We start from the raw sequence: 24,316 nt of genomic DNA on the forward strand, positions 1-24,316 counted from the left end.
AATAAGTTATTTAAAATTGCTATCAAATATGAGTATTGTATCGATTAAACTTGAGCACTAACCATAAGAACTTAGTCTTAAGAGCTTAGGCTTAATAATATAGAGTTAAGAGCTTAGTGCCAGCACCATATAGCAGGCGTCCGGAGTGTAGCTCCCGAGGCTCTTCTCTATAGGGTGAGCGATAAAGCCCCGCCCGTGCCAGTAACTATCCGCACCTTGCACCGCCACCAGTGATATACAGGGTAGGGCAAGTTTTTTGGCATGCTGGACTAAGGCCTGAAAGGCCAGTTTCCCCGCCCCTTGCCCCTGAACTTTCGAAGACAGGGCGATGTCATGTAGATACAGGGTATCCGGCTCTGTCGCAGCGACCAGAGTTTGTTCAAGGGAAGGTGGAGAGCCTGCAACCCAAGGGTGCGCGAGGCAATATCCAACAACCCGCTTATCAGACTCTATAACGAAGCAAGTTTGCGGCGAAACCAGCCATTTACTCTGCAATACTTCGAGCGATTCGGGTTCAATTTGCGGGTAGCACTCCTCCTGGATCAGTAATATGTCGTCCCAATCCGCAGAGGTTATACTTCGAAGTTGCATCTCATCCCCAAAATCGCTAGCTGTTGTGATGGCGGTATAATACGTTATTTCATCGGCCTTTGCTTTATTTCAGAGGCCTTACTTCAGGCGCCTTATTTCAGGTAGCTTATTTCAGCTACTCTACTTTAAATATCTTTGCTCCAGGTGCCGTTTGAAATAATCGGGGTTCAGAGTTTCACCTGTGGCTTGTTTTACCAGCTCATCAGTGCTTAACAGGCTTCCCTGTGACCAAATTTTCTGTTCCAGCCACTCAAAAATTTGAGCTATATCTCCCTGGGCAACCAAGGTGTCCACCGAGCCCAGGCTCGTTTCCATGGCAAAACGGAATTGTGCCGCATACATAGCGCCTAGGGTATAACTGGGGAAGTATCCAAGCTCGCCCACGGCCCAGTGTATATCTTGCATGCAGCCATCTTTAAAGTTGCCCTGGGTGTTAACGCCTAATAGCGAACTCATCTGCTGGGCCCAGAACTCAGGCAGATCGGCGACACTGAGACTGCCATCGATTAAGCCTTTCTCGGCTTCGAATCTGAGTAGGACATGACAAGGGTAGGTGATCTCATCGGCATCGACCCTGATAAGACCCGGATTAACCCGGGTGTAGATATTGGTCAGTTGCTCTGTTGAAAGTTGGCTACCTAAGTGTTTGGCAATTTGGGGTTGTAAATGGGAGAGAAATCCGCTGCCGCGTCCCAGCTGCATTTCACAAAACAGACTCTGGCTCTCATGGATAGCCATAGAGCGAGCATGACCGGCAGGCTGTCCTCGCCAGTTAATCGGCAACCCCTGCTCATATCTGGCATGGCCCGTTTCATGGATAACGCCCATTAAGGCGCTGGTGAAATCGGACTCATCGTAGCGGGTCGTCAGGCGAACGTCACCAGGCACTCCACCACAAAATGGGTGGCTACTGACATCTAATCGACCCTGAGTAAAATCAAACCCGAGAAAGTCCATCACCTCTCGTCCCAGTGTCTCTTGAGCCTGGCTGGAGCAAGAGTCGATATTAAACCTGTGCTCCCCGGTTTGTTTATGCTGAACTCGCTGAATAAGCGAGGGAAGCCAGGTTTTAAGGTGACCAAATACCGATTCGAGGTGCTCGGTCGTCATGCCCGGTTCAAACTTGTTCAGTAGGGCATCATAAGGTGATAAGCCTTGTGCCTGTGAACGGATATTCGCCTCCTCTTTAACGAGTGCCATCAAGGCCTCGAGATTAGGCCTGAACCCCTGCCAGTCATTATTCTTGCGCTGATCACGCCAGGCATGTTCGCATCGGTACGCGAGCTCTGTCTTAGCCTTAACCAGTGATGCGGGGATCACGTTGGCCTGAAAGAATTGATAGTTCATCTCTTTCAGGTTCGCAGCTTGCTCGCGAGTTAGCATCTCATCTTGAGCAAGTTGTAGCGTGTCGGCAAGGAAAGGGGCTGTTTTTAGCTCGTGAATATGTTTGGCTAACTCAGCCATCGCAGCGCCACGGGCGGCGCTTCCGCCGACTGGCATCATCGTCGCCTGATCCCAGTCACCCAGTGCACTTAGGTGCTCGAAATGAGAGATCGTCTGAAAATGTTTTGTGAGCGTGTCGTAATGGGAGCTTGGGCTAGGCTGGGTCATATCAACTCAATATTGGGTCATTTGAAGCTTATGGTACTGACTTTTAATGTAACAGCCAAACTCAATGGTGATGGGTTGCAGACAGAAATACCTGAGCCGGGCTTGAATTGATTTAGTGTAATTAAAAAAAGCGCCAGAGGCGCTTTTTTTATGGATGAAACTTATCAGATTTGGGCTTGTTGTCAGTCAAGTAACAGAGCCAGTGCCGGTTGCTCATTATTGGGGAAAACCTGATAGGCCTTATGGTGTTTGATTAAGCTGGCTTTCTTATCTCCCTGACTGAGAAGAAGCTCATGCTTGGCGGCCATTTGAGCTAACTTCTGTTCGTTAGCGCGTACAAACAGCGTGATAGGCTTAATGACATTCTTGTCCTTGATATACCCCTCATACTGCTTGTTAGATATCACCAGACTATTTTCTCCGTCACTGTCGAGTTTTAACTTAGTCGTGACCTCTTCATCTAAGATCACGACCCAGTCATTGGCCTTTAATTCAGTCAAAAAGTGCTCGAGAGACTGGCCAAGCTGCTGGTTGCTCATGGCTGCGCGATACTGATTATCGATACGCGCTAGCAGGGAAGGAAGCTGTGCGCCTGCACCCAAACTTCTGCCATCTCGGATCCATTGGGTTAAGTCTTTTGCTATCAACTTGGAAAATTGGCGCGCTTTCAATGCGCTCGCCATCCAACTGCAGAGAAAGTGACTCTCGGCTGCGGCAGTTTTTATGACGTTCCCTTTTGATGCGCGCTCTTCAAGGGCGGCTAGGCCTGCTTGAGCAAATTCAACGATGGCCTGATTATAGCTAGTCATTATTTGTTCTCTGTATCGTTAAGAAAAAATCACCGTCAAGCGGTGATTTTTAGATAAAAAGGTGTCACCCATGAAAGTAAGGTTATCTGATTTTCTTGACCTTAGCTGGCGCCTTGTTCGATGAGTTTTTAACTTTAACTCTACGACCCCCCAGATTCTTCTCTGCGATCATCTGTGCGCCGGTGTTATCTTCTCTTTGCTGTTTCTTGGCAAAACTACGGCGTTTCTGAATTTGCTTGATAAGCAGTTCTCGGCTGCCCACTTCATAACCCGGGACAGTGATACGGCGAAGCTGCTTGCCAATCAGCTTTTCGATATCGGCTAAGGTGCGCTCCTCTTCACGGCTGACCAGAGAAATAGCGACCCCTGATTTTCCGGCGCGGCCGGTACGGCCGATACGGTGCACATAATCTTCGGCTAAGAAAGGCAGGTCGTAGTTAACGACATACTCAAGACCTTGAATATCGAGGCCGCGAGCCGCAACTTCGGTGGCTACCAAGGCGCGTACCTTGCCCTCTTTAAATTCACGTAGAGCGCGGCGACGATTACCCTGAGCCTTCTCGCCATGCACTACAGCCGATGTGATGCCATCGAGGTTTAACTCTTTTACCAGCTTATCCGCGGCGTCGCGTGTCGCGGTAAAGACCAACACCTGTTGCCAGTTTTTCTTGCCGATAAGTTCAGACAGCAGCTCTCGCTTACGACGCTGCTCTACCGGATAGACCACCTGGCTCACTGTATCTGCGGTGCTGTTTTGGCTATCGACACTGATAAGTTTGGGCTTGACCAACATATCGTTGGCCAGTTTCTTCACTGCGCTAGAGAAGGTGGCAGAGAAGAGTAAATTTTGACGATTCTTATTCACGGCTTGAAGTATCTTCTGGATGTCGGCTATAAAGCCCATATCCAGCATACGGTCCGCTTCGTCTAATACCATAAAATCAACATTAGACAGGTTCAAGTTACACGCTTGAAGGTGCTCGAGTAAGCGTCCCGGTGTGGCGACTATGATGTCTGCACCACGTTTGATCTTCTGTGCCTGAGTCTCCAGCTTTACACCACCATAGATGGTTAATACCGAGACCTGCATGTATTTGCTGTAATCTTTGATATTGTCGGCTATTTGACTGGCCAGTTCACGGGTCGGTGTCAGGATCAGTGCACGGGTATTGGAACGCTGAGTTTCTGTTGGCGTGTCGAACATCTTCTGCAAAATAGGCAGAGCAAAGGCGGCAGTTTTACCTGTGCCCGTTTGTGCACTGGCTAATACATCCTGACCTCTGCGAATTGCCGGAATGGCTTCTTGTTGAACTGGTGTCATTTTCTGATAACCACATTCTGAGATAGCACGTAAAATCTCGGGAGCAAAACTAAAAGATTCAAATCTCATCTTGGGTTTCCTGTATTTAACCAATTCAAATGCCCTGCGAAGTTGCAGGCCAATGTCACCATAAACAATAGCCGTCAAAAATTGACGGCGGCGGAATATAGCAAATTTGCGTCGATTTTAACAGCAAATACTATCAGGTAAATCCAGGTATTGTTTAATTCTGCTCTTATTAACCGAATCACCTCGCATTGTGGTTGTTTAAAGGTGCGCGCAGTTTGACAGTTTTAGCTTGTGGTCTAGGCTTTATAACTCTTACAGCTTGGATTGCATGGAGGCAATATGACACTACTTGTGTGTTCTCAAATGGAAGCGCCTGATTATCTCGCCAGTTTTGACTCTCTTTCTCACTTGCTCTCTCACTTTTATGAGGGTGCGTTATGACGATTAATGTTCTGATCATCGACGATTCCCTTAGCTCTTGTCGTGTGTTGAGTAAACACTTTATGCAGTTGAACGTGTATCGAGTCGAGTACTGCAGCGATGGCCAGACGGCGTTACGGACACTGACCAAATACAGAGATGATTATCAGGTGATCGTGGTCGATCTTCATATGCCTAAAATGGATGGCATCGAGCTGTTAATCAGGCTCAGTAAGATAGGCTTCAAGGGCGGAGTGATCATCGCATCCGGTATGGAGAGCCGGATAATTGAAGCCGCTTCTCAGGTCGTCGTGAACTCCAGACTAAGGCTGTTAGGCGCCCTGATGAAGCCCGTCTGCTCCTCTCAGCTGAAGATATGTATCGAGCGCTTGTTTATGATGGACAGTGAACTGGCTCCTAAACAGCCCATGATGAAGGTGAAGGAGTTGCAGGAGGCGATTAATAGCGACAAGGTGATTCCCTATTATCAGGCTCAGATGGATGTTAAAACCGGTGAGATAAAAGGCTTCGAGGTGTTGTGCCGCATTCAACAGGGAGAGCAACTGCAACTGATCTCACCGAGCCGCTTTATCGATCTGGCCGAAGAGCATAACTTGCTCAATACCTTAACCGATAAACTCATCACCAGGGCGATGGATGAGTGGAGAGAGATAAGCCGGATGAGCTCCTGTGCCGGTAGCAGCATTTCGATAAACCTAACCCCGAACCAATTAGCACAGCGAAGCTGGCCAAATCGGTTGATGCGCTATTGTGAAGAGAAACAGCTCAAACCCTCGAAGGTGACCATCGAGATAACCGAAAATCAGGTGCTCAATAAGCAGAGTCAGCACTCGAGTATTAGTCGGTTAAGGATGCATAATTTTGGCGTGGCTATCGATGATTTCGGGACCGGTTATACCAATCTGTCACAACTATGTAAGTTACCGATTAGTGAGGTCAAACTCGATATGAGTCTGGTCAAAGGGATCCACTTAGATCCGCTGGCGCAAACTATTTTGAAATCTCTGCAGGATATCAGCCAGGGCTTGGGAGTGGATCTGGTCGCCGAAGGTGTCGAGGATATTCGGGATCTCAATTATCTCGAGAAGATCGATGATTTGCGCCTGCAAGGCTACTTAATCTGTCGACCAAAACCCTTTAGTGAAATCATGCGCTGGTTGAAGGCGCACGAGAAAGTGGGTTGCGGACAGGTGTAATAGGATCCCGGAGATCTCGTTCCTCGATTCCGGGATGACTACTATTAATAGGGGCTAGAGCCTGAGAACTGAAAAACTAGATAGCCTTCTGTTACTAAATAGTTTTAGTTGCGTTTGTCAGCCAGGCAAGCTCCTCACCCCGCATTAATGGCGATAGGGTATCGAATACCAATCTATGATAATCATTAAACCAGTTGATCTCGGCCTCACTTAAGAGTGCTTTATCTATTAGGCGTGAATCCATGGGGATCATAGTGAGTGCTTCGAACTCGAATATTTCACGTTCGGCGTTTGCTAAGGCTTCACAGTGACGTACCGTCACTAAGTTCTCCAGGCGTATGCCAAATTCATCGGCGCGGTAATAGCCAGGTTCATTTGAGATAACCATGCCGGGAAGCAGGGCGACATCATTACTGTTTTTGGCTACACGCTGTGGTCCTTCATGGACACTCAAGAAGTGGCCGACTCCGTGTCCGGTGCCATGGTCGTAGTCGAAGCCATGTTGCCAAAGGTACTGTCTGGCGAAAGCATCGAGTTGCTGCCCTGTGGTGCCTCTGGGAAAGCGCGCCTGATCCAGGGCGATATGGCCTTTAAGGACTAAGGTGACCATCTTCTTCTGCTCATCACTGACCTGACCTATGGCCAAAGTACGGGTGACATCGGTCGTGCCGTCGAGGTATTGAGCGCCGGAGTCGACCAGATAGAGACTGTTGTTGGTCATGGTTGCCGGGGTGCCATTGTTGTGGTTGTAATGGCACATTGCCGCGTTGCCGCCCACCGCTGAGATAGTGTCGAAACTTGGCTCACGATAGAGCTCATCTTCGAGACGGAAGGTTTCTAATTTATCCGATAAGACGCCCTCATCATAGAAGTTGCCAGCTGACACCTCCTTATCTAACCAGGCGAGGAAGCGACTGACCGCGACGCCATCGCGAATATGACAGGCTCGGATCCCGGCAAGCTCAGACTCATTTTTTTGTGCCTTAGGCAGTGAAACCGGATCGAAGCCGGCAACTAATGTCGCGCCCGCCTGCTGGGCAGTCAGTTGAGACCAGGCATTAGCCGAATTAGGGTCGGCTAGCAGCTTGGTGTCCGCTAGCTTATTGAGGGCCGATTTCAATTCAGTCTCATCGCAGAAGGTGACGCCTTCACCCACATGCTCATTGATGCCAGCAGGAAGCTTTTTAAGATCGGTAAAGAGCACCATATCACCATTGGCGTGCAGCAGCGCCGTGCCTAACACGATAGGCAGACAGGGGACATCGCTGCCTCGAATGTTCAGCAACCAGCAGAAGGAGTCGAGTGAAGTGATAAGCGCGGTATCGGCGCCCGCTTTGGCGACGGCAGCACCTATCTCCAGACGTTTTTGCAGACTCGTCTTACCTGCACTCTTAGCGTCAAAGAGTACGACCGGTGAACTTGAGGGCGCCGGTCTGTCCTGCCAGTGAAGGTCGACTGGATTTTCTTCGACAGAGACTAAGCTTATCTGCGCCTTTGCCAATTTAGTTTCAGCACTTTTTTGCCAGCTAAGGGGATGGAGGCGGGAGTCGTAACCCACGCGCGCATCGCGCGTTAAGGTCTCTGTGAGCCACTCAATTTGTGGTGTGTCAGTCAGGCTGAGATATTCAAACAGAGTGCCATCCACCTGCTGCTTAACCTGAACGGTATATCGACCATCGACAAAAATCGCCGCACTCTCTTTAAGCACGATAACCATACCCGCAGAGCCGGTGAAATGACTGATCCACAGCATGCGCTCGTTGCGCTCGGGGACATACTCTCCCAGATATTCATCGGCGCGTGGAATGATGAAAGCGTCGAGGTTGGCTTTGGTCATTTCTGAGCGGACGGCGTCCAGGCGAGCGGCGATTGTTTGTGTCATACATACTCCTGTTATCACTGACCGACTTTCGGGCGGGATGCATTGTCAGTGTTTATTCTAATGGGATTATTTGCTGCCGATTATCGCAGCTCAATGGAGGAGAGGGAAGTTGCTCCATTGCGTTTTTTTATTCAAACAAGCTACAGCTTGTAAACTTTGAAACATTTAACTTGTTACATTCTGGTGCAGATCAATTAGATTAACCCAATAGACTCATCACCCATCTTTTGGCTAAGGTCATCCGCCTCTTAGATAAAGTATGCATCTGATTTTTTACTGTAGGAGTTAATTAATGCCGTTTAATGTTTGGGTGCTGACCCTGGCACAAGCGTTCGCGATGAGCGCCGCACCTATGATGATGTTACTGGGAGGGATCGTCGGTATCGAGCTGGCACCCAGCCCGGCCTTAGCGACATTGCCGATCACCTCCATGGTTGTGGGGGTTGCGATATCGATATTACCTGTGACTCAATTGATGAAGCGTTTCGGGCGTAAAAAAGTATTCATCGGTGGATCTCTTTTGGCTGCGATGGCGGGCCTCATAGGAGCCTATGGGATAGGTGAACGTGACTTTACGGTCTTCTGTATCAGCGGAGTGCTGCTCGGCACCGCCGGGGCGATCGTTCAACAGTACCGTTTCGCTGCAATGGAAGCCGTGGCGCCCGCTTTAGGTGCTAAAGCTGCATCTCGGGTGCTACTCGGTGGGTTAGTCGCCGCATTTCTAGGCCCGGAACTGGCCCTGTTTGGCAATGAGTTAGTGGCCACTCCCTATGTCGGCGCCTTTCTTTTTCTGACGCTGGTTTGCCTATTAGCGGCTTTTACATTGATGTTTTACCGTGAGTCTGCGGCAATTAACCCCCTTCATTCGGAACGTTCTCATGCAGCTCCCAGACCTCTAGCGGTTATTTTGAGTCACACTCAAATCTGGGTGGCTATTGCTGGCGCCATCATAGGCTTTGCCATGATGAGTTTCGTGATGACGGCCACTCCCCTGCATATGCATCATATCGAACATCACTCTCTGGCCGATACTAAGTGGGTGATTCAGAGTCACATTATAGCCATGTATCTTCCTTCATTATTCACGGGGTTTTTAGTGGCAAGGTGGGGGGTATCTAAGATGATGTTGCTGGGCTTAACGGCCTATCTGGTGACTATCGTTATCGCCTTGATGGGTAATGAACTTCTTAATTATTGGTTGGCACTGGTATTGTTAGGTCTGGGTTGGAACCTGTTGTTCGTTGGCGGAACCGTGCTTCTACCCCGTTGTTATGCTCACGGTGAAGGATTTAAGGTACAGGCGTTGAATGACAGTTTAGTCTTCGGTTCTCAAGCGCTCGCCTCCTTGAGTGCCGGATGGGTTATTCATCAATTGGGGTGGGAGTTACTGCTGAGTATCTGTCTGCCATTCATAGCCTTTCAGCTTTTGTTGATGACTTGGTGGAAATTTAGTCAAAGCAATCGCTTGGAGGCTAATGCTAACAAATAAGGCCCTCTTTTCATTGTGGATTTATGTTAGAATTTTTGTTTCAATTTAGTATGCTTTTCTCTTTCGAATACGAAGAGAGCTGTGGAGCAGTTAATGCAAACAATAACGGTCGATATCGGTGGTACCACAGCATTATTTGAGATGCATCTTGATGGTCGAGTCGAGCAGTATAAAATTGCTACGGGTGACGGGTTTAATATCGATAGCCTTAATCAGCACTTAACGGAGTTAGAGTCTGATTATGGATTTAGCGAGTATGGGCTGGCGATAGCTCTGCCTGGACTGGTTCAAAATAACCGACTGCTGTCGAGCAGATCTCTGCCGAGGCTAAATGGCTTATCCCAAGTCGATATCTTGAGCCGAGCGAAGAACATTGTTATTTCAAATGATATCGATGCCGGCATACAGGCTGTTAGCGATCCTAAGCACCCATGTGAGTTATTGATCATGAGTGGTAGTGGGATCGGGATGTCCATTGCCTTGAATGGTAAACTGTTTACCGGGGCATCCGGTGTAGCAGGAGAGTTAGGGCATTGCCGGGTGATGACTGAATCCGGTGAGTTTAGCCTGGAGCAACTTGCCGGTGGTGTCTGTGCACGCACACGCGGGCTTAAATCACCCAGTGAGTTGTTTCGTGCAGGAAGTTATCTGGGGATGGGGATAGCCTGGTCCGTGAATCTGTTTAACCCTAATCGCATATGGCTTGCCGGTAGCATGATGAACAACGATGATTATTATAAAGGTTGTATCAGCGCACTCAATGATATGGCATTAACGGCCCCCTTATCTCAAGCGAAGGTATCCCGTGTTCATGATATGGAAACCTTAGTGTGCAGAGGCCTGAAGAAACTTCTCGCACAAACAGGGGATTGATCTTTTCTGCCTATTATCGACTCCTTGTCTAGGGAGTCGAGCCGATATAACTCACATTTTCGCATTTTACATTTAGAGCCAAGATGTTGAGTATGTTTTTATTAACTACTTATACCGATTGGTATTAATGTAATAGAACATTAACTTTCCCTCGAGTTGGTAATAATGAAAATAAAGTTGAAACAGATAGCCGTCGTGATATCGGCAGGGCTGTTGAGCACCTCGGCTCTTGCTCAGAGTGAGATATTTGCCGGACAGTCCGGCACAATATCTGACATCGGTGACGTGGTACAGATCCTGCTCCCGGCAGGGGGGCTGGCAGGAAGTCTTTGGATTGGTGACACCGAAGGTGCCTGGCAACTCACAAAAGGGGTCGCAACTACCTCGGCCATCACACACGGCTTAAAATTTAGCTATGAGCGACTCAGACCCGATGGTAGTGAGCACAACTCCTTTCCTTCGGGACATACATCGGCGGCATTTTCGGGTGCCGCCTATATTCATCACAGATACGGCAATGCCTGGGGGATCCCGGCATATGGTGCGGCTGCCTTTGTTGGGGCCAGCCGTGTATGGGCTAACCGTCACTATCTGGATGATGTCATGGCTGGTGGCTCTATTGCTGTGCTCAGTAGCCTATATTGGACCGAGCCTTACAACCAATCCGACTTCGTGATATCTCCTACCATAGGTGAGGGGAGCGTGGGACTCTCACTCAATTACACTCCGGGCAGAGCGGGGGCGAAATCTGACCTTAGCTCAAAACATAAGAGTGATTGGGGTAAGGTCGATAAGAGCTACCGTAACAGTTATGAGCTATTTATCGGCGGCGCCGATACCAATGAGAACAGCATTCAAGACGCAGGTAGTCAGGCTTTCGACCTGTATGACTTTAGCCGCGAAAGTGAACCTCATACCTACTCTTCAGCGAGAGTTAAATGGGGCATGGATGAGGCTCAGTATCTCTATTTTAGTTTCACTCCCTTCGAGTCCAGAGATACCAGTAAGCTCAACGAAGATATTCACTTCGGGGGGAAACAGTATCGGGCGGGCAAGGAGGTGGTTTCGGCTTACCGTCTATACGGTTTAACCGCGGATTACCTGTTTGAGTTATTGCCAAATAGTGATTGGAAACTCGATGTGGGTGCTGGCCTGAGCGTTAATCATCTCTCTATTCGTTTAGATGATATCGAAGGCGACAACTTGAGTGAGCGAGAGGATTGGTTTATCGCCCCGGCGGCCATGGCCGAAGTGGGTTATCAATTCACTGACAGCATCTCTGCGAATATTGGCTACCGAGCATCGATATCCGGTACGGCAGACTCTCAAGATGTGTGGGTCAGTTTCGATTACAGGTTCAACGAGCGCTGGGCAACCTCTTTGGTGGCCGGTCAGTTTGAGCAGCAGATATCGACAAACGAGTTAACCAACGACTTGTCTCTTGCCTATGGCGGTTTTACGGTTGCCTATGCCTTCTAGTCTAATCTATTAAACTATTAGTGAAATGCCAGTCGGTGCTCAATCGACTGGCATTTTTATATCGGCTCCAGAATTAATTGTTCGGGTGAAGTTTCTCCCAGGTTTACGACCTCATTATTTATTCCCTATTTGGCCTAAATTTAATCATTCTCTATCCGTTTGAATATTTTTCTACTGATACTTTGTATATTTTATGCTAGAAAGTAGTTCTGATTTCATGACTGGTTCCATAAGCGGATCCAGTCTTGAGTAAAATAGGTGTTATGCCTGGAGTTCAGGCGTTTTCCAGGTACAAAAATGAAAGGGTAATCAAATGACCTTAGGTGTAGGCGGTTCAACCGTAGAACAAGAGCTGGCGAAACTGACCGATATGACCGAAGGCACTCAGCCTATCGGTCATGACGAATATCAAGCTCGTATCGAGAAGGCTCAGGAGCTGATGAAGTCTCAAGACATTGAGGCTATCTATGTTAATGCCGGTACCAACTTATACTATTTTACCGGCACACGCTGGTATGCGAGTGAGCGTATGGTCGGCGCCATTATTCCGGCCAAGGGCGCGGTCGAATATATTGCCCCTGCATTCGAAGTGGACACGCTCGAAGGCTTTATGGTTATCGAAGGTAAGGTCAACACCTGGCAAGAGGATGAGAGTCCCTATGAGTTATTCGGATCTGCCTTGAACGAGATGGGGATCACGGCAGGTAAAGTCGGTATCGATGAATCCGCCGCATTTTTCATCTTTGACGGCGTGCGTCAGGCTCACTCAAATTTCGAATACGTTAACGCTAAAAGCGTGACCGCGACCTGCCGTATGATTAAGTCAGAGACTGAACTGAGTCTGCTTCAGCGTGCGAAAGATATGACGCTGGAGGTGCATAAGGCGGCGGCTCGTATTTTGCGTGAGGGGATCACGGTCGCCGAAGTTGAAGCCTTCATCAATGATGCCCATAAGGCGGTAGGTATACCGGCGGGATCTTACTTCTGTATCGTACTCTTCGGTGAAGACAGCGCGTATCCTCATGGCGTTAAGTCTCCTAAAGCCCTGGAGTTGAACGATACTGTCCTTATCGATACCGGGTGTCAGCTACAGGGTTATAACTCAGATATTACCCGTACATTTGTGTTCGGTACACCCAGTGCTCGTCAGCGTGAGCTTTGGCAGTATGAGCAAGATGCGCAAATAGCTGGATTTGAAGCCGCCAGAATCGGGGCCCCGTGTTCGAGTGTCGATGAAGCTGCGAGGGATCTGTTGGTCGCGGCAGGATTTGGCCCCGATTATGCGGTTCCGGGACTGCCGCACCGTACCGGTCATGGCATAGGCCTGGATATTCATGAGTGGCCCTACCTTGTGCGGGGCGATGAGACGCCACTGGCCGCAGGCATGTGTTTCAGCAATGAGCCTATGCTCTGCGTTCCCGGTGAGTTTGGTGTCCGTCATGAAGATCATTTCTATATGACTGAGCAAGGCCCGGTGTGGTTCACCAAGCCGGCACATTCTATCGATGATCCATTTGGGTATGAGGCTTAATATCGATTGGTATAATATGAATCGCTATAAATGAAAAAGCCCCGGACAGTGACCTGTCCGGGGCTTTATTTTTTTGGGTAAGATTAATCTATGCTGATTAATTCGACATCGAAGATAAGTACCGAACCGCCGGTAATTTTCCCCGCATTACGATTTCCATAGGCCAGTTCGCTTGGAATGAAGAAGCGGGTCTTCTCACCTGTAACCATTAACTGAACCCCTTCTGTCCACCCTTTAATGACTCTGTTAAGTGGGAAGTCGATTGGCTCGCCTCGCTCTACTGAGCTGTCAAATACGGTGCCATCGATCAATGTGCCATGGTAATGCACAGTTACAGTATCGGTCGCTTTCGGGTGATTGGTGCCATCTCCTTTTGCTAATACCTGATATTGCAGTCCTGAATCGGTTGTAGTCACCCCCTCTTTGAGCTTATTTTCACTGAGGAAAGCACCACCTATCTTGATATTTTCCTGTGCGGCTTTTTGATTATTCATCGAAGTGAAGTAGTAAAAAATAACTCCGGCGATGACGACAATAGCTAATAGAATTTTCATTATAATTTTCGGTTAGTCAGATTTCGATAATCATAATAACCCAATCTATTGTAAGAGGTAAATTTAGAAAACCAGATAACCGGATTCAGATGAAACAGGAAGTATTTGTTCCTCCCTTTTTTATCTTGCTGGCAAGGAGGGGCTGATGCATTAACAAATTGCCTGTTTCGATAGAGCAGTCCTAATTTTTGGGTATTATACCAATCGGTATAAAGGTGTGGTCACTCAGCGAGAGTTTAGCGCTTGTGAGGCAAGGCAACGAGTGAGGAACATAGTTACTCTACGTTTAAGCTCGTTAACGCAGTATCGCAAGTGCTAAAACTCGCCTTCCGGAGTGTTTTTGGCAGCCTACTTCTGTGTTGAATGAGTTCAAAAGGGATCACCATTCCCTCACTCTTTCGCCTTGAATTATGCAGCCAAAAATAACTCTGAGTTGACCACTTTCTTATACCGATTGGTATTACAGTAATTTAACCTGATGCAGCAGTGTTTGCCCCTTCGATGAGAGCAGCCATAACAAGGTGCCGTTGTTTAAAGCAATCATTAACCATAAGGTTATTCGAAAGCTCGTTTTCTGAGATTTATGCCTCAGCCACCTCTGGGCCAGCAGCGCTCCTGGCCAGCCACCAATCAGCGCCATCAGTTGCAGTGTGCTCTCTTTGGTGCGCCAGTTCCCCTTACGGGCTGCGGACTTATCAAGAGCATAGGCGATAAAGGTGAAGCCGCTAACGATTAGGTAGAAGGGCGCTATCTGATAGGGCAACATCTGCTGAAACAGCGCGGCGGCGATAAGCACCGAGAACCCCAGAATAAACAGTAAGCCAAGGGAGCTTCTGTGTCTCGGCGGCTTAGTAAGTTTTGTTCTCATCTCTTCATCTGTACTCGTTGTTATCTGTATTAGTTCGTGCCGCTACCCATCTGCGGCTGTGATTATATCAAGATTCAAGAGGTGTTGTGGGGCTGGTTAATCTGATATTGATTTTCCCAGTGTGATGATAAAATTTGCCCCCCCTATCGGTGCATCCTCCACCTTGATGCTGCCATCATGTTTATGGACAATCGATTGGACTATCGCGAGCCCTAATCCATAACCTCCCGAGTCACGTGAACGGCTGGGGTCTAGACGGGTAAAAGGCTCGAATATCTGCTTCTTCTTGCCCGGAGCGAGCCCTGAGCCATCATCCTGAATACTGATTGTTAAAGCGTTATGCTGGCTTTCTACCGTGATGAGGCATTTAGCGTAGGCGAAGCGCCCCGCATTTCTCAATATGTTTGACAGGGCTATTACCATCAATTTGATATCGCACCTTAACTGACACTGAGTCTCATCATCGAGGATAAATTGGATCTTGGGATAGAAGTGTTGCACTTTTTCTATCGCTCGTTCGATGAGCTCTCTGGTGCTGATTGAACTCCACTCCAGTTCCGCACCATCGTGTTGAAGGCGGGAGTAACGCAGTACCTGTTTGACAAGTTCATCGAGCTCTTTAATCGAACGCTCGAGTTGCCCCTTAAGCTGCGAACGCTTATTTTCATCGGCCTCTTTGAGTAACTCTATGGCGAACTCCATTCGAGCCAGAGGGCTCCTGAATTCATGGGCAACCCCATGGAGAAGATCCCTCTGTGTGATGAGTAACTGATCGAGCGCGATGGATTTTTGCCGATTAGTGTTAGACATCAGATCTGCCTGGGCCTGCAATGAGTCGATGCTTATCTGCGAGGGGACGGCTTGGCTCTCTAAAGAGAGCGAATCACTGAGGCGCTTCAGTGCTTTCTTATCTTGATAATCCAGCAGGGTAAAAGTGGCGATAGCCGTGAGCAGGGCAAACAACCAAGTGAAAATTTCGGCCGCATAGGCCAAGGTAATATCATCGATGGGGCCAACGGTTAATGCATATTGTTGTGATATCGGGTAGTAGATGAGCCCCATATCCGGGTCGATAATACCGTTATTGCCTATCGGAGAGGCGAGTTGATCTAAGACATCCTGAGTGAAGTTGTCCTGATCTCGTTTATCGAGATAGACCGGAGTGTTTAACTCAGCGGAGAGCTTTGCCGCCTGTTGTTGCCATAGACTTGGGCTGGCATCGTGAATACTGTTTTTAATCTGAGTCTGATACTCAAGCAGATTATCATTGAAGGTACTCATGGCGAGTCTGTCTATGGCGTCATAGAAGATAGCCTGACTCAGTAAGGCTGCAATACTGAAGCTGATTGATAACGCTATCGCCGCACGAACCGATTTAGTCATTCTTATCTCGCAAGTAAATATCCCCTGTTTCTGACCGTCTGGATAATATTCCCCGATTCGGCATGTTGGTTTAACTTATTTCTGAGTCTGGATATGCGCAGGTCTATCGAACGCTCGATACCATCATATTCAAAGTTGAAGATGGTTTGATGCAAGGTGTCCCGACTGACTATCTCACCGCTGTGTATGGCGAGTTGCAGCAAGACATCGTACTCGGCACCAGTGAGCTCAATCAGTTGGTTGTCGACACTGAGGGTTCTGTTTGCCGGGTTGAGCACAAAACATCGGTTGCCAAACTCTATACTTTCGAGCTTTTGGCGTTTCTTGTGTTTCTCAAGGTGTCTCAGTTGTGCCCTGATATGAGCGAGTAACACTCTGGGCTTAACAGGTTTCGCGAGATAATCGTCGGCACCGACTTCGAGGCCTGTGACCTCATCGATATCATCATCGAGTGCCGTCAACATGATTATCGAACCGTGGTAGTCCTCTCTGACCTGCTTGCATATGGTGAGCCCATCGACATGGGGGAGCATAAGATCCAGTATCACTATGTGTGGGTTCTGACTGAGGATCTCCTTCGCGGCGTTGAGGCCATCGTTAAGCACACTGACCCGGTAATCGTTTTGGATCAGATAGTCACGAACAAGCTCACAAAGCTCGATGTCATCATCGATAAGCAGTACGGATAATTTATTTTTCATTGACCTCTCCGAGGTAAGCCCTGTATTGCTACGGGGCCTATCTTTCTTGAATGCTTTAGTCAAAGTTTAATACGCTAGAGCTTCTTCTTACACGCCTCGAATATAACCTGATTATAAGATGTCATAAAGTGTATGAGCTGTTTACGTTTTTCTCTCTGCTCTGTGGTGGATATCGCATCTCCCGTTCCCGCCATATATTGCACACCACATAAAGTCTTGGCGTGCTCACTGTCATCTTGAGAGATACCCGGCAGGGTGGCTCTTCGTCCCGTAGTGGCATAGAGCCTTAAGTCGCCCAGAACCTGAGCATCCTTAACCGCCTGTGCGACCTGAGCCTCTACCGGATCGATGTTCGGATCTGAGTCTTCTGTATGGTTGCACCCACTAAGCAGAGCCAATATAAACAATGATGCTATTGCCATGAGTCGAGAGTTGTTTGCTCTGTTCATAACGCTCTCCTTCTTAAACTTCTTGCGCCGAGCAACGGAAGTAAAGTAAGTAACCAGAAGCCTAAGCTACCACCGGATGAATCACCACCCGTCTCGCCCTCACTGCCGCCTCCCGTTCCTGTGCTGGTGGCGTTAACTGTGATGGTGACGACTGCGCTGGCAGTGGCTTTCATTGAGTCCTGCAGGGTGTAAGTGATGGTTTCACTGCCTGAGAAACTTGCCCCTGGAGTGTAGCTTATCTTGTTATTGACGATAGTGGCTGTGCCTTGCCCCGTATAGTTAAGGCTTAACAGGGTGAGTTGATCGCCGCTATCGACATCACTGTCATTGCTCAAGGGGTCGATAACATTGTTCGATGAGCCCTGATTTACATTGCTGGCGTCATTGACCGCCTTGGGGGCATCGTTTACCGCCGTGACGCTAATCAGTGTCGGGAAAGCCTCACTCTCAATGCTGCTACTGTGTGCAATAACGAGTACGGATAACTCACCGTTAAAGTCGGCCGTCGGTGAGATGGTGGTACCGTTCACCTGGTAGTTATTTCCGGCTTGCAGGCTAAGGCTGGTCGCCGTGAGCCCCAGGTACTGATACATATCGGTCGATAACGTCAGTTCGCCATCCTCATCCATGGTGAGGGGAGCCTTGAGTCCGGTTATCTTGATTGTCTGCTCATTTGTCCCTCCGGCAACAGAGAAGTTACCATTATTGACTGCAAAGAAGATGTTGTCGGCACAAGAGAGTTTAATGCGAGCACTATTCGAGGAGACTTGAGCCAGACTGACCTCGTGACTGCCGTCGTTGTCGACGCCCATCGCCAGGTTGGTATCGAAGCTGGTTCCACCGTTGGTTGAAAGCTGAATGTTCACCTTACTGCATGAGATAGGCGCCGCAGCCGTACTGGCGACATTCCAGGTCACGAGCTGACTGTTATTGGCCCAACTGGTACCCGCGACCGGTTCGATAACGGCGAAGGCCTGATTCGTGTCGATAACACTGACTTTCATCGAATCTCTGGATAAGCCCTGATCACCATCTCTCACTACCAAACGAAAGTTGAGTTCACGAGTTGTCTTCGGATAGGTTTCGCCTATGGTCAGTTTATTGAGCAACAGATCCTCGAGTCTCGGAAAGGTGCGACTGGGTTGACTGGTCGGGTTCCAGACCCTGAACAGAGGGCGTTTACCGTCATCAACCTGCTCGGCTGCACTGGCGCTGGCTGGTCCCAGATCATATTGCTGCCAGTCATAGGACAGGGTATCGCCATCGGCATCGGTTGCGCTACCCGTCAACACAAATGGGGTACGAGCGGGGATGGTATAGTCGGCTCCCGCGCTGACCTCGGGATTTGTATTCGACGTCGTGCTGACTTGAGCACAGCTGCTACCACTGCCCGTGGTGATATGGGCCTGTATGACATCTATCGAGTGTGAATGGAAATAGGGGTTAGAGTTATTCTGTAGGTTTTGTTGACCACAGATCCCCGCATAGCTCATGACCGTAGAACCACTTCCCGGCTCAAAAGCACTGCTGTCGGCTCGGTTGCCATCGCAGGAGTCGGTCAGGCCGTTGAAAGTATGATCGGCGCCAAACTGATGGCCTAACTCATGGGCGACGTAGTCGATATTAAATGCATCGCCTGTGGGACTGGGACTGCCTGTCACTCCGTCCCCTTTAGCATTGGTGTCACAGATGACGCCCAGTGCCGCCAATCCGCCACCTCCGGTTCCGACCACATGGCCGACATCGTAACTGCCGTTGCCTATCGCATTATCTATGATCCCGGTATTGGCTTCGCCATCGGCATCGGTGTTGTCGAAGGGGTCGCTATTCGGATCGACAAAAATCAGCGAATCGTTGTTGGCAACCAACTCTAACTTCACCGCCAGATCGGCCTGATAAACATCGTTAACCCGATTGAGCATGGTGATGACAGCGGCGAGGCCCTTCTCCTTGGTTCCGCCATGGAACTGGGTGTACTCACCCGTGGCAGAGACGGCAATTCTGTAGGTCTTCAGTTGAGTCGCCTGAGCCTGGGCGTCCTTAGCTTGGGAAGCCATAGCCGCGTCCCTAAGGGCGTGGTTGGTGAGGGCCTGCTGACTATTATCTCTGATCTTCGGCGGCAAGCGTTTGGGCATATTGGCAAGATCTAGTGGGATGGCATCTTTGCGAAAGTAGCTGATGTAGCGAGCATCACTGTCCCGGTATTGAGGGTCGATAAAGACCGTTTCTTTGCCGTACCTGAACAGGCCGTGAAACCCCTGAGGCGTAATATCGAAACGGCCATGATTGTCCGGTTTACCCAACTCATGACCACTGAAGGTTTTAATATTAGGGTACTTTTCATTCAAGCCTCGCTCGACTATGGCTGAAGGCTTCAGCTTAAAGTTGGCAAAGTTACCATCGGGTAGAGGCAGGGTAACGATAACCGAGTCGCGGCTTGACAACATTATCTGATTCAGTGCGGCGATATTCGTGCTCAGCTGCACACTGGAAAGAGCCTGGCTATTTACCCGTGTGAGATCGTCTCTGTTAGCAAGCTTTTGCCATTCGTTAAACTGGCTCCCGGACTGAGTCCCGGCAACGGCACAATGCGATACAGCCGTCGCGATAAAGAGACTCAAAACCGTCAATACTTTTTTCATGGTGGTTCCCCTTTACCAAATGAAGAGTTATCACCTTAATGTAATAAGGGTGTTAACTTCCTTGGCAAATTGTAGCCGCTTTGCCTTGCTTGATACAAACGGATACAAAAGAGGAGTTATTTGCGGGTTTTAGCCTTATCCCGGTGTATACCAATTGGTATTAGTCCGCCCTACCATCGAAAGCCGTGGGAGCCTGCTGCGGCGCCCACCACAGCTATCAGGCTCAGGGAGAGCAGGAAGATGTGCATGTTATGCACCAAAGAGAAGGTTTTCTCGCTATCTTGTGCGGCTTTCTTTCGGAACCACTGATGTAAGAAGAGGGGTTCTAAGATAAAAAGCACCAGAGTGAAGACTGCCCATACCAATGTCATCAGGTGCATCCACCAGAAATGGGGATGAAGATACCGTTCCCAGCCATCGATAATATCAAGCATTATGTAGCCGGAAATACCGGTAGCCAGAGTGACAAATTTTGCCTGAAATGAGAACTTGTTCTCCAGAGTTTCAAACAGTTCCAGACGTTTCTCAGGAGAGGTGATGGCCTTGATTGCTGGCAGAAGAACTGTGGTGACGAAGGCAACGCCACCTATCCAGAGTACAACCCCGAGCAGGTGTATGGCGCGGGCTATGATGAAGTAATCGTGTTGTTCCATGAGCCTGGCGTGTCCCTAACTTGAGCCTGCTGAATCTTGCCAGAGTACTGGCTTTGCTCATCGAGTGCCATCTAATAGGGGAGATTTACATTTCCGCTTTTTGTTGTCGACGACCGTCAGATTCACTCGTTATCAGGCTCGGTTATTGCTCAACCTCTTTTAAGCATAACGCTTCTTGCTTGCCGTTAAGCGTCGACCCGATGTCGCATTCTTCATTAACAGGTAGAGGTTTATTGCGCCGGCAATCAACTCAACACCTTGCAGCAGATAAAATGAGAGATCGAACTGCCCGGCTTGTGCCCAGCTATTTAAGACGATTGCAGCAGGGAGCAATATTAAGGCGCCGTTGGCCGCGGCGCACTTAGTTCTCAATAGTTTCTGCTTGATTAATTTACTTCTATTCCCCTTGGCTAGCAGGTTACCCGTGATCCCTGTGATTGCCATAGCCGGAATTAAGATAAACAGTCCCGGGAAGACGATGCTGCTTTTTATCTGGGCGATAAAGGTGTGTGTTCCAAATAGCTCAGCCAGTAAGCTGAAGCTAAAGAAGGTGGCAATACAAAGTGTGGCCGTGATAGCGGCAATCAGGTGAAGTTTGGTTTTCATCGTTAACCCCGTGAATTCGGTTCGTCTGTTGATTTGACTCGTTTGTGATATAGGTGCTTATTTAAAACTGACAGCACACTGTCAATATTTGTAATTATGCATATGTGACAACAGGCTGTCAAGTTTGACAATGTGTTGTCGTTTTACTATTCTTGAACTCTTGTTGATGGCGAGAAAATATGACGAGGGCTAATGCGCAGAAAGATTGGAGTTGAAATGACAGAGCATGAAGGCTTTACGCAACTGGTACTGAGTGTATTCAGACTTAATGGATTATTGATCACCGAAGGCGACAGCTTGAGCCAACCATTGGGGTTAACCAGTGCTCGCTGGAAGGTATTGGGCGCCATTGAGAATGCACCGCAAACGGTATCTCAAATCGCGAGAACCATGGGGCAGACCAGGCAGAGCGTGCAGCGTATCGCCAACGAGTTGGAAAAGTTAGCGATTGTCTCGTTTGAAGATAACCCGGATCATAAGACGGCTAAGCTGATCCAGCGTACCGAGAGGGGAACTGAGCTGTTTGAACGACTAAGTGAGCTTCTTCCAGCCTGGAGTGACGCGGCATTGGAAGATATTACCGAAGAGGCGTTGGCGACAACGCTTAAAGTCGTCGCTAAGCTCGTCACTCACTTTGAAAAAAGTTGAGCAATAAATAGTTTACTTCGATGGTTTTGCCGAGATCCACAGCTTGATGTGACCCTGGACGACCACAATATCATTGTCATCATAGGCGGTCACGGGCACCAGCAGATCGCCCTCAACCCACTGCTCGGGTTTGACCTCTGCCACACAGCGAATATCGCTGCCCGCCTTGGCGGTGTAATCTAAGCTCATCCCTTTAGGTATCCATCTCAGGTGGCTAGGAATAGAGGCCTCCGCCATAACGCCCATAGCCATCTCGAGTCCGTTACAGATGGCTATCACATGAACGGTCTTAATATGGTTATGCACGGCGTGGCGCTTCTTGATTAAACATTCGCAGTAATGGGGTCTAAGCTCGGTGATTAAAGGTTTTATGGTGCCAAAGTAGGGCGCCATACGAGACACCATAAGTGAGAAGATCTTATTGCCATAGGGTAAACGGGTGACTCTATTGTAAAGCTTCATCACTTTGGTCGGTTTCTGCTGCGCCATCGATATGTTCCTGAATTATTCTTATTCTGGTCGGATGAGTTTAGACTAAATGAAAAACCGGCGAATAACAAATGATTAACAATCATGAGTTGAAAGAGGGCATTTTTTCAATAATGAAACAAACTTCATTTCCACTTGTCTCACTTTGGTACGTATAATGCTGCTGCTTGGTTGAATTAACATTAAGGACAGAAATTGAAATACCTGCTTATTTACCTAAAAGGCATGGCGATGGGCGCCGCCGACGTGGTTCCCGGTGTCTCCGGCGGAACTATTGCATTTATCACAGGTATTTTAGATACCCTGTTAGACAGTATTCGGCGTATTAATCCGACCTTAATCAAGGTGGTTAAGGAGCGAGGCATCAAAGGTGCCTTCATGCACATCAATGGCCCTTTTCTGGTCTGTGTCTTCGGTGGCATTTTAACCAGTGTATTCACCTTGTCAAAACTGATCACTTACCTGTTAGTGACTCATCCTATTCCTGTATGGTCCTTCTTTTTCGGGCTTATCCTTATCTCAGTGGTTCATATGCTGAAGCAGGTAAAAAGCTTTTCGTTGGTTCGACTTATCCTGTTTTGCATCGGTGTGGCTTTTGCTTGGGGGATAACGATGCTTAATCCCATCGCACTTGAGATGACTTACCTCAATATTTTTATTGGTGGTAGTATCGCCATCTGCGCCATGTTGTTACCCGGAATATCAGGCAGTTTTATTCTATTGTTGTTAGGACTTTATCCTACGGTATTGGCGGCAGCTAAAAACTTCGATATCACCATATTAGCGATTTTTGCGTCAGGCTGTGTCTTTGGCTTACTGACCTTCAGTCATCTATTGTCGGCGTTATTGAGAAAGTACCACGATGCGACACTTATCTTCCTGACCGGCTTGATGTTAGGTACGTTAGGCAAGATCTGGCCCTGGAAAGAGGTGCTTACCTGGCGCAGTAACTCCAAAGGTGAGCAAGTGCCCCTGTTGGAGCAGAATTTGTCACCGATGCAGTTTGAACAGCTAACGGGTCAACCCGCACATATTGCCTGGGCCGTTGGCGCGCTTTTGTGTGGCATCTTGTTGGTGTGGGGGCTGGAGCAGTTTGCTGCACGAAACAGCGTGGGAAGTGAGGATTAATACCATGGTCACTCCCGCGAAAAATGCAGTGTTGTTCTTTATATTGGCGGGTATCTCTGCTTGTTCAACCCTTGAGTTTGAACCCATAGGTGTCAATGTGGAGCCTGAGGCCAATGAGGTCATACTCGATTCTAAAGCGGATCCTATGGCGGGCGATAATGAACGTATCATCAATGAAGCCAGACAGGATGGCAGGCTGGAGAGAAACTAGCTAATAAGTGACTAGACCCTAGAGCCTAGTCACATATTATTTAACCCGCCTGACGGCTGTTATCGACCTGTTTCTTATCGTAATACTCGAACGGGAACAGGTTGCGGATCCGTTGGGTGATAGCGTCGTTCACATTAGCCGATATGTGGAGCCTGACTGAACCGGCTTTCTCACATCTGACTGAACAGGTAAGCTTCTCTGCCTTGGCAATTGCGCGGCACTCTTTTTGAAACTTCTCCGGGATCTTACCTTTATGGGAGGCTAATCTACCATCCTTAAAATGCATCTCAAAAATCGTGAGTCCCTTCTTACCGCTGAATATCAATTTATAGGCGAGGAAAATCCCGATAGCGATAAAAATAATCTTTAATACAGTAGGGGTCATTTAGTCATCCTTTTTAGACTCGTTTTATTAAAGATACTCCGGCTGTCACCGTTTTGGTAGTAGATTAGATCACGTTTAAACCAGTTTAAGTCAGTTTCTGCTAGACTCTGTAACAGATAAGGAACATTTTTCTCAATCATCAAAGTTAAGGATAACGCTATGCATCTATCGAATGCTGAGCAGTGGGCTCAACTATGTCATCGTCAGGCTGAGCTTGTTGAAAGCCTCTCTAAAACCTTCCCAGAACGTCGTGAAAATCATACCGATTTAGGTCTCTGTTGGCGAAGGCTGGAACAGCAGGTCTTACGTGGCGAAACGCCGCGAGTCGATGACTTAAAGTAGTGGAGTGATAAATGAAAAACCGCCA

Annotated in this window: 24 protein-coding genes; 9 read left to right on the plus strand and 15 right to left on the minus strand. The window is 48.4% G+C overall.

Translation table 11 applies throughout. The features are described 5' to 3' along the window. Nucleotides 1-105 precede the first annotated feature (105 nt). The 4 genes from EKG38_RS03115 to EKG38_RS03135 form a co-directional block, all read right to left on the minus strand. Nucleotides 106-591: a GNAT family N-acetyltransferase gene (locus EKG38_RS03115; RefSeq protein WP_126518546.1), complete on the minus strand. Its 486-nt coding sequence runs from the start codon at nucleotides 589-591 to the stop codon at nucleotides 106-108. Between the two features lie 120 nt (nucleotides 592-711). Then, on the minus strand, nucleotides 712-2,202 hold the full coding sequence (locus EKG38_RS03120; RefSeq protein ID WP_126518547.1) for a carboxypeptidase M32: 1,491 nt from the start codon (nucleotides 2,200-2,202) through the stop codon (nucleotides 712-714). A 182-nt stretch (nucleotides 2,203-2,384) separates the two neighbouring features. Further along, nucleotides 2,385-3,011 carry a DUF2913 family protein gene (locus EKG38_RS03130; RefSeq protein WP_126518549.1) on the minus strand — a complete coding sequence of 209 codons (627 nt, stop codon included), beginning with the start codon at nucleotides 3,009-3,011 and terminating at the stop codon, nucleotides 2,385-2,387. 82 nt (nucleotides 3,012-3,093) lie between these two features. Beyond that, the gene (locus tag EKG38_RS03135) at nucleotides 3,094-4,401 is read right to left on the minus strand and encodes a DEAD/DEAH box helicase (RefSeq protein ID WP_126518551.1); all 1,308 of its coding nucleotides are present in this window, start codon (nucleotides 4,399-4,401) and stop codon (nucleotides 3,094-3,096) included. A 377-nt stretch (nucleotides 4,402-4,778) separates the two neighbouring features. Here EKG38_RS03135 and EKG38_RS03140 point away from each other — a divergent pair, with 377 nt between their 5' ends. After that, nucleotides 4,779-5,978 carry an EAL domain-containing response regulator gene (locus tag EKG38_RS03140; RefSeq protein ID WP_126518553.1) on the plus strand — a complete coding sequence of 400 codons (1,200 nt, stop codon included), beginning with the start codon at nucleotides 4,779-4,781 and terminating at the stop codon, nucleotides 5,976-5,978. A 94-nt stretch (nucleotides 5,979-6,072) separates the two neighbouring features. Here EKG38_RS03140 and EKG38_RS03145 read toward each other — a convergent pair whose 3' ends face one another. Then, nucleotides 6,073-7,860 (minus strand): aminopeptidase P family protein, encoded by a 1,788-nt coding sequence (locus EKG38_RS03145; protein WP_126518555.1) that lies wholly within the window; start codon nucleotides 7,858-7,860, stop codon nucleotides 6,073-6,075. A 292-nt stretch (nucleotides 7,861-8,152) separates the two neighbouring features. Here EKG38_RS03145 and EKG38_RS03150 point away from each other — a divergent pair, with 292 nt between their 5' ends. The 4 genes from EKG38_RS03150 (at nucleotide 8,153) to EKG38_RS03165 (ending at nucleotide 13,232) form a co-directional block, all read left to right on the plus strand. Further along, nucleotides 8,153-9,349: an MFS transporter gene (locus EKG38_RS03150; RefSeq protein WP_126518557.1), complete on the plus strand. Its 1,197-nt coding sequence runs from the start codon at nucleotides 8,153-8,155 to the stop codon at nucleotides 9,347-9,349. Between the two features lie 93 nt (nucleotides 9,350-9,442). After that, nucleotides 9,443-10,222, plus strand: a complete 780-nt coding sequence (locus EKG38_RS03155) for an ROK family protein (RefSeq protein ID WP_126518559.1) — start codon at nucleotides 9,443-9,445, stop codon at nucleotides 10,220-10,222. A 165-nt stretch (nucleotides 10,223-10,387) separates the two neighbouring features. Then, the gene (locus tag EKG38_RS03160) at nucleotides 10,388-11,701 is read left to right on the plus strand and encodes a phosphatase PAP2 family protein (RefSeq protein WP_126518561.1); all 1,314 of its coding nucleotides are present in this window, start codon (nucleotides 10,388-10,390) and stop codon (nucleotides 11,699-11,701) included. A 313-nt stretch (nucleotides 11,702-12,014) separates the two neighbouring features. Continuing rightward, entirely contained in the window at nucleotides 12,015-13,232 is a 1,218-nt protein-coding gene (locus EKG38_RS03165; protein WP_126518563.1) for a M24 family metallopeptidase, read from the plus strand. Nucleotides 13,233-13,315: 83 nt separating this feature from the next. On the opposite strand, the gene bamJ is transcribed toward EKG38_RS03165, so the two are convergent. From bamJ to EKG38_RS03205, 8 genes are all read right to left on the minus strand, one after another. Further along, on the minus strand, nucleotides 13,316-13,786 hold the full coding sequence (gene bamJ / locus EKG38_RS03170) for a BamJ family beta-barrel-assembly machinery protein (RefSeq protein WP_126518565.1): 471 nt from the start codon (nucleotides 13,784-13,786) through the stop codon (nucleotides 13,316-13,318). Nucleotides 13,787-14,246: 460 nt separating this feature from the next. Next, on the minus strand, nucleotides 14,247-14,654 hold the full coding sequence (locus EKG38_RS03175) for a DUF1294 domain-containing protein (RefSeq protein WP_246033060.1): 408 nt from the start codon (nucleotides 14,652-14,654) through the stop codon (nucleotides 14,247-14,249). A gap of 96 nt (nucleotides 14,655-14,750) precedes the next feature. Further along, nucleotides 14,751-16,037 carry a sensor histidine kinase gene (locus EKG38_RS03180; RefSeq protein WP_126518567.1) on the minus strand — a complete coding sequence of 429 codons (1,287 nt, stop codon included), beginning with the start codon at nucleotides 16,035-16,037 and terminating at the stop codon, nucleotides 14,751-14,753. 2 nt (nucleotides 16,038-16,039) lie between these two features. Next, nucleotides 16,040-16,738, minus strand: coding sequence for a response regulator (locus tag EKG38_RS03185; RefSeq protein ID WP_126518569.1), 699 nt, complete (start codon nucleotides 16,736-16,738; stop codon nucleotides 16,040-16,042). 74 nt (nucleotides 16,739-16,812) lie between these two features. Beyond that, nucleotides 16,813-17,187: a hypothetical protein gene (locus tag EKG38_RS03190; RefSeq protein WP_126518571.1), complete on the minus strand. Its 375-nt coding sequence runs from the start codon at nucleotides 17,185-17,187 to the stop codon at nucleotides 16,813-16,815. Next, nucleotides 17,184-19,829 (minus strand): reprolysin-like metallopeptidase, encoded by a 2,646-nt coding sequence (locus EKG38_RS03195; RefSeq protein ID WP_126518573.1) that lies wholly within the window; start codon nucleotides 19,827-19,829, stop codon nucleotides 17,184-17,186. The genes EKG38_RS03190 and EKG38_RS03195 overlap by 4 nt, the downstream gene beginning before the upstream one ends. 170 nt (nucleotides 19,830-19,999) lie before the next feature. Further along, nucleotides 20,000-20,482, minus strand: a complete 483-nt coding sequence (locus EKG38_RS03200; RefSeq protein ID WP_126518575.1) for a hypothetical protein — start codon at nucleotides 20,480-20,482, stop codon at nucleotides 20,000-20,002. A 159-nt stretch (nucleotides 20,483-20,641) separates the two neighbouring features. Continuing rightward, nucleotides 20,642-21,088 (minus strand): hypothetical protein, encoded by a 447-nt coding sequence (locus tag EKG38_RS03205; RefSeq protein ID WP_126518577.1) that lies wholly within the window; start codon nucleotides 21,086-21,088, stop codon nucleotides 20,642-20,644. A 216-nt stretch (nucleotides 21,089-21,304) separates the two neighbouring features. Here EKG38_RS03205 and EKG38_RS03210 point away from each other — a divergent pair, with 216 nt between their 5' ends. Further along, nucleotides 21,305-21,736 (plus strand): MarR family winged helix-turn-helix transcriptional regulator, encoded by a 432-nt coding sequence (locus EKG38_RS03210; RefSeq protein ID WP_126518579.1) that lies wholly within the window; start codon nucleotides 21,305-21,307, stop codon nucleotides 21,734-21,736. A 12-nt stretch (nucleotides 21,737-21,748) separates the two neighbouring features. Here EKG38_RS03210 and EKG38_RS03215 read toward each other — a convergent pair whose 3' ends face one another. Further along, a complete protein-coding gene (locus tag EKG38_RS03215; RefSeq protein ID WP_126518581.1) occupies nucleotides 21,749-22,225 on the minus strand; it encodes a hotdog fold domain-containing protein in 477 nt (158 codons plus the stop codon). Between the two features lie 195 nt (nucleotides 22,226-22,420). Between EKG38_RS03215 and EKG38_RS03220 the strand changes: the two genes are divergently transcribed. Continuing rightward, nucleotides 22,421-23,353, plus strand: coding sequence for a polyprenyl-phosphate transporter (locus EKG38_RS03220; RefSeq protein ID WP_126518583.1), 933 nt, complete (start codon nucleotides 22,421-22,423; stop codon nucleotides 23,351-23,353). A gap of 4 nt (nucleotides 23,354-23,357) precedes the next feature. After that, nucleotides 23,358-23,564 carry a hypothetical protein gene (locus tag EKG38_RS03225; protein ID WP_126518585.1) on the plus strand — a complete coding sequence of 69 codons (207 nt, stop codon included), beginning with the start codon at nucleotides 23,358-23,360 and terminating at the stop codon, nucleotides 23,562-23,564. Nucleotides 23,565-23,604: 40 nt separating this feature from the next. Here EKG38_RS03225 and EKG38_RS03230 read toward each other — a convergent pair whose 3' ends face one another. Further along, entirely contained in the window at nucleotides 23,605-23,949 is a 345-nt protein-coding gene (locus tag EKG38_RS03230; protein ID WP_126518587.1) for a DUF3634 family protein, read from the minus strand. A gap of 159 nt (nucleotides 23,950-24,108) precedes the next feature. On the opposite strand from EKG38_RS03230, the gene EKG38_RS03235 reads away from it, so the two are divergent. After that, entirely contained in the window at nucleotides 24,109-24,291 is a 183-nt protein-coding gene (locus EKG38_RS03235; protein ID WP_126518589.1) for a hypothetical protein, read from the plus strand. Nucleotides 24,292-24,316 lie beyond the last annotated feature (25 nt).

It is taken from the genome of Shewanella canadensis, from assembly GCF_003966225.1.
Lineage (GTDB): Bacteria > Pseudomonadota > Gammaproteobacteria > Enterobacterales > Shewanellaceae > Shewanella > Shewanella canadensis.

Excerpts from the sequence above, each read along its gene's own strand:
- EKG38_RS03115 (WP_126518546.1), bottom strand. The coding sequence starts at position 591 with ATGCAACTTCGAAGTATAACCTCTGCGGATTGGGACGACATATTACTG.
- EKG38_RS03120 (WP_126518547.1), bottom strand. The coding sequence starts at position 2,202 with ATGACCCAGCCTAGCCCAAGCTCCCATTACGACACGCTCACAAAACAT.
- EKG38_RS03130 (WP_126518549.1), bottom strand. The coding sequence starts at position 3,011 with ATGACTAGCTATAATCAGGCCATCGTTGAATTTGCTCAAGCAGGCCTA.
- EKG38_RS03135 (WP_126518551.1), bottom strand. The coding sequence starts at position 4,401 with ATGAGATTTGAATCTTTTAGTTTTGCTCCCGAGATTTTACGTGCTATC.
- EKG38_RS03140 (WP_126518553.1), top strand. The coding sequence starts at position 4,779 with ATGACGATTAATGTTCTGATCATCGACGATTCCCTTAGCTCTTGTCGT.
- EKG38_RS03145 (WP_126518555.1), bottom strand. The coding sequence starts at position 7,860 with ATGACACAAACAATCGCCGCTCGCCTGGACGCCGTCCGCTCAGAAATG.
- EKG38_RS03150 (WP_126518557.1), top strand. The coding sequence starts at position 8,153 with ATGCCGTTTAATGTTTGGGTGCTGACCCTGGCACAAGCGTTCGCGATG.
- EKG38_RS03155 (WP_126518559.1), top strand. The coding sequence starts at position 9,443 with ATGCAAACAATAACGGTCGATATCGGTGGTACCACAGCATTATTTGAG.
- EKG38_RS03160 (WP_126518561.1), top strand. The coding sequence starts at position 10,388 with ATGAAAATAAAGTTGAAACAGATAGCCGTCGTGATATCGGCAGGGCTG.
- EKG38_RS03165 (WP_126518563.1), top strand. The coding sequence starts at position 12,015 with ATGACCTTAGGTGTAGGCGGTTCAACCGTAGAACAAGAGCTGGCGAAA.
- bamJ (WP_126518565.1), bottom strand. The coding sequence starts at position 13,786 with ATGAAAATTCTATTAGCTATTGTCGTCATCGCCGGAGTTATTTTTTAC.
- EKG38_RS03175 (WP_246033060.1), bottom strand. The coding sequence starts at position 14,654 with ATGAGAACAAAACTTACTAAGCCGCCGAGACACAGAAGCTCCCTTGGC.
- EKG38_RS03180 (WP_126518567.1), bottom strand. The coding sequence starts at position 16,037 with ATGACTAAATCGGTTCGTGCGGCGATAGCGTTATCAATCAGCTTCAGT.
- EKG38_RS03185 (WP_126518569.1), bottom strand. The coding sequence starts at position 16,738 with ATGAAAAATAAATTATCCGTACTGCTTATCGATGATGACATCGAGCTT.
- EKG38_RS03190 (WP_126518571.1), bottom strand. The coding sequence starts at position 17,187 with ATGAACAGAGCAAACAACTCTCGACTCATGGCAATAGCATCATTGTTT.
- EKG38_RS03195 (WP_126518573.1), bottom strand. The coding sequence starts at position 19,829 with ATGAAAAAAGTATTGACGGTTTTGAGTCTCTTTATCGCGACGGCTGTA.
- EKG38_RS03200 (WP_126518575.1), bottom strand. The coding sequence starts at position 20,482 with ATGGAACAACACGATTACTTCATCATAGCCCGCGCCATACACCTGCTC.
- EKG38_RS03205 (WP_126518577.1), bottom strand. The coding sequence starts at position 21,088 with ATGAAAACCAAACTTCACCTGATTGCCGCTATCACGGCCACACTTTGT.
- EKG38_RS03210 (WP_126518579.1), top strand. The coding sequence starts at position 21,305 with ATGACAGAGCATGAAGGCTTTACGCAACTGGTACTGAGTGTATTCAGA.
- EKG38_RS03215 (WP_126518581.1), bottom strand. The coding sequence starts at position 22,225 with ATGGCGCAGCAGAAACCGACCAAAGTGATGAAGCTTTACAATAGAGTC.
- EKG38_RS03225 (WP_126518585.1), top strand. The coding sequence starts at position 23,358 with ATGGTCACTCCCGCGAAAAATGCAGTGTTGTTCTTTATATTGGCGGGT.
- EKG38_RS03230 (WP_126518587.1), bottom strand. The coding sequence starts at position 23,949 with ATGACCCCTACTGTATTAAAGATTATTTTTATCGCTATCGGGATTTTC.
- EKG38_RS03235 (WP_126518589.1), top strand. The coding sequence starts at position 24,109 with ATGCATCTATCGAATGCTGAGCAGTGGGCTCAACTATGTCATCGTCAG.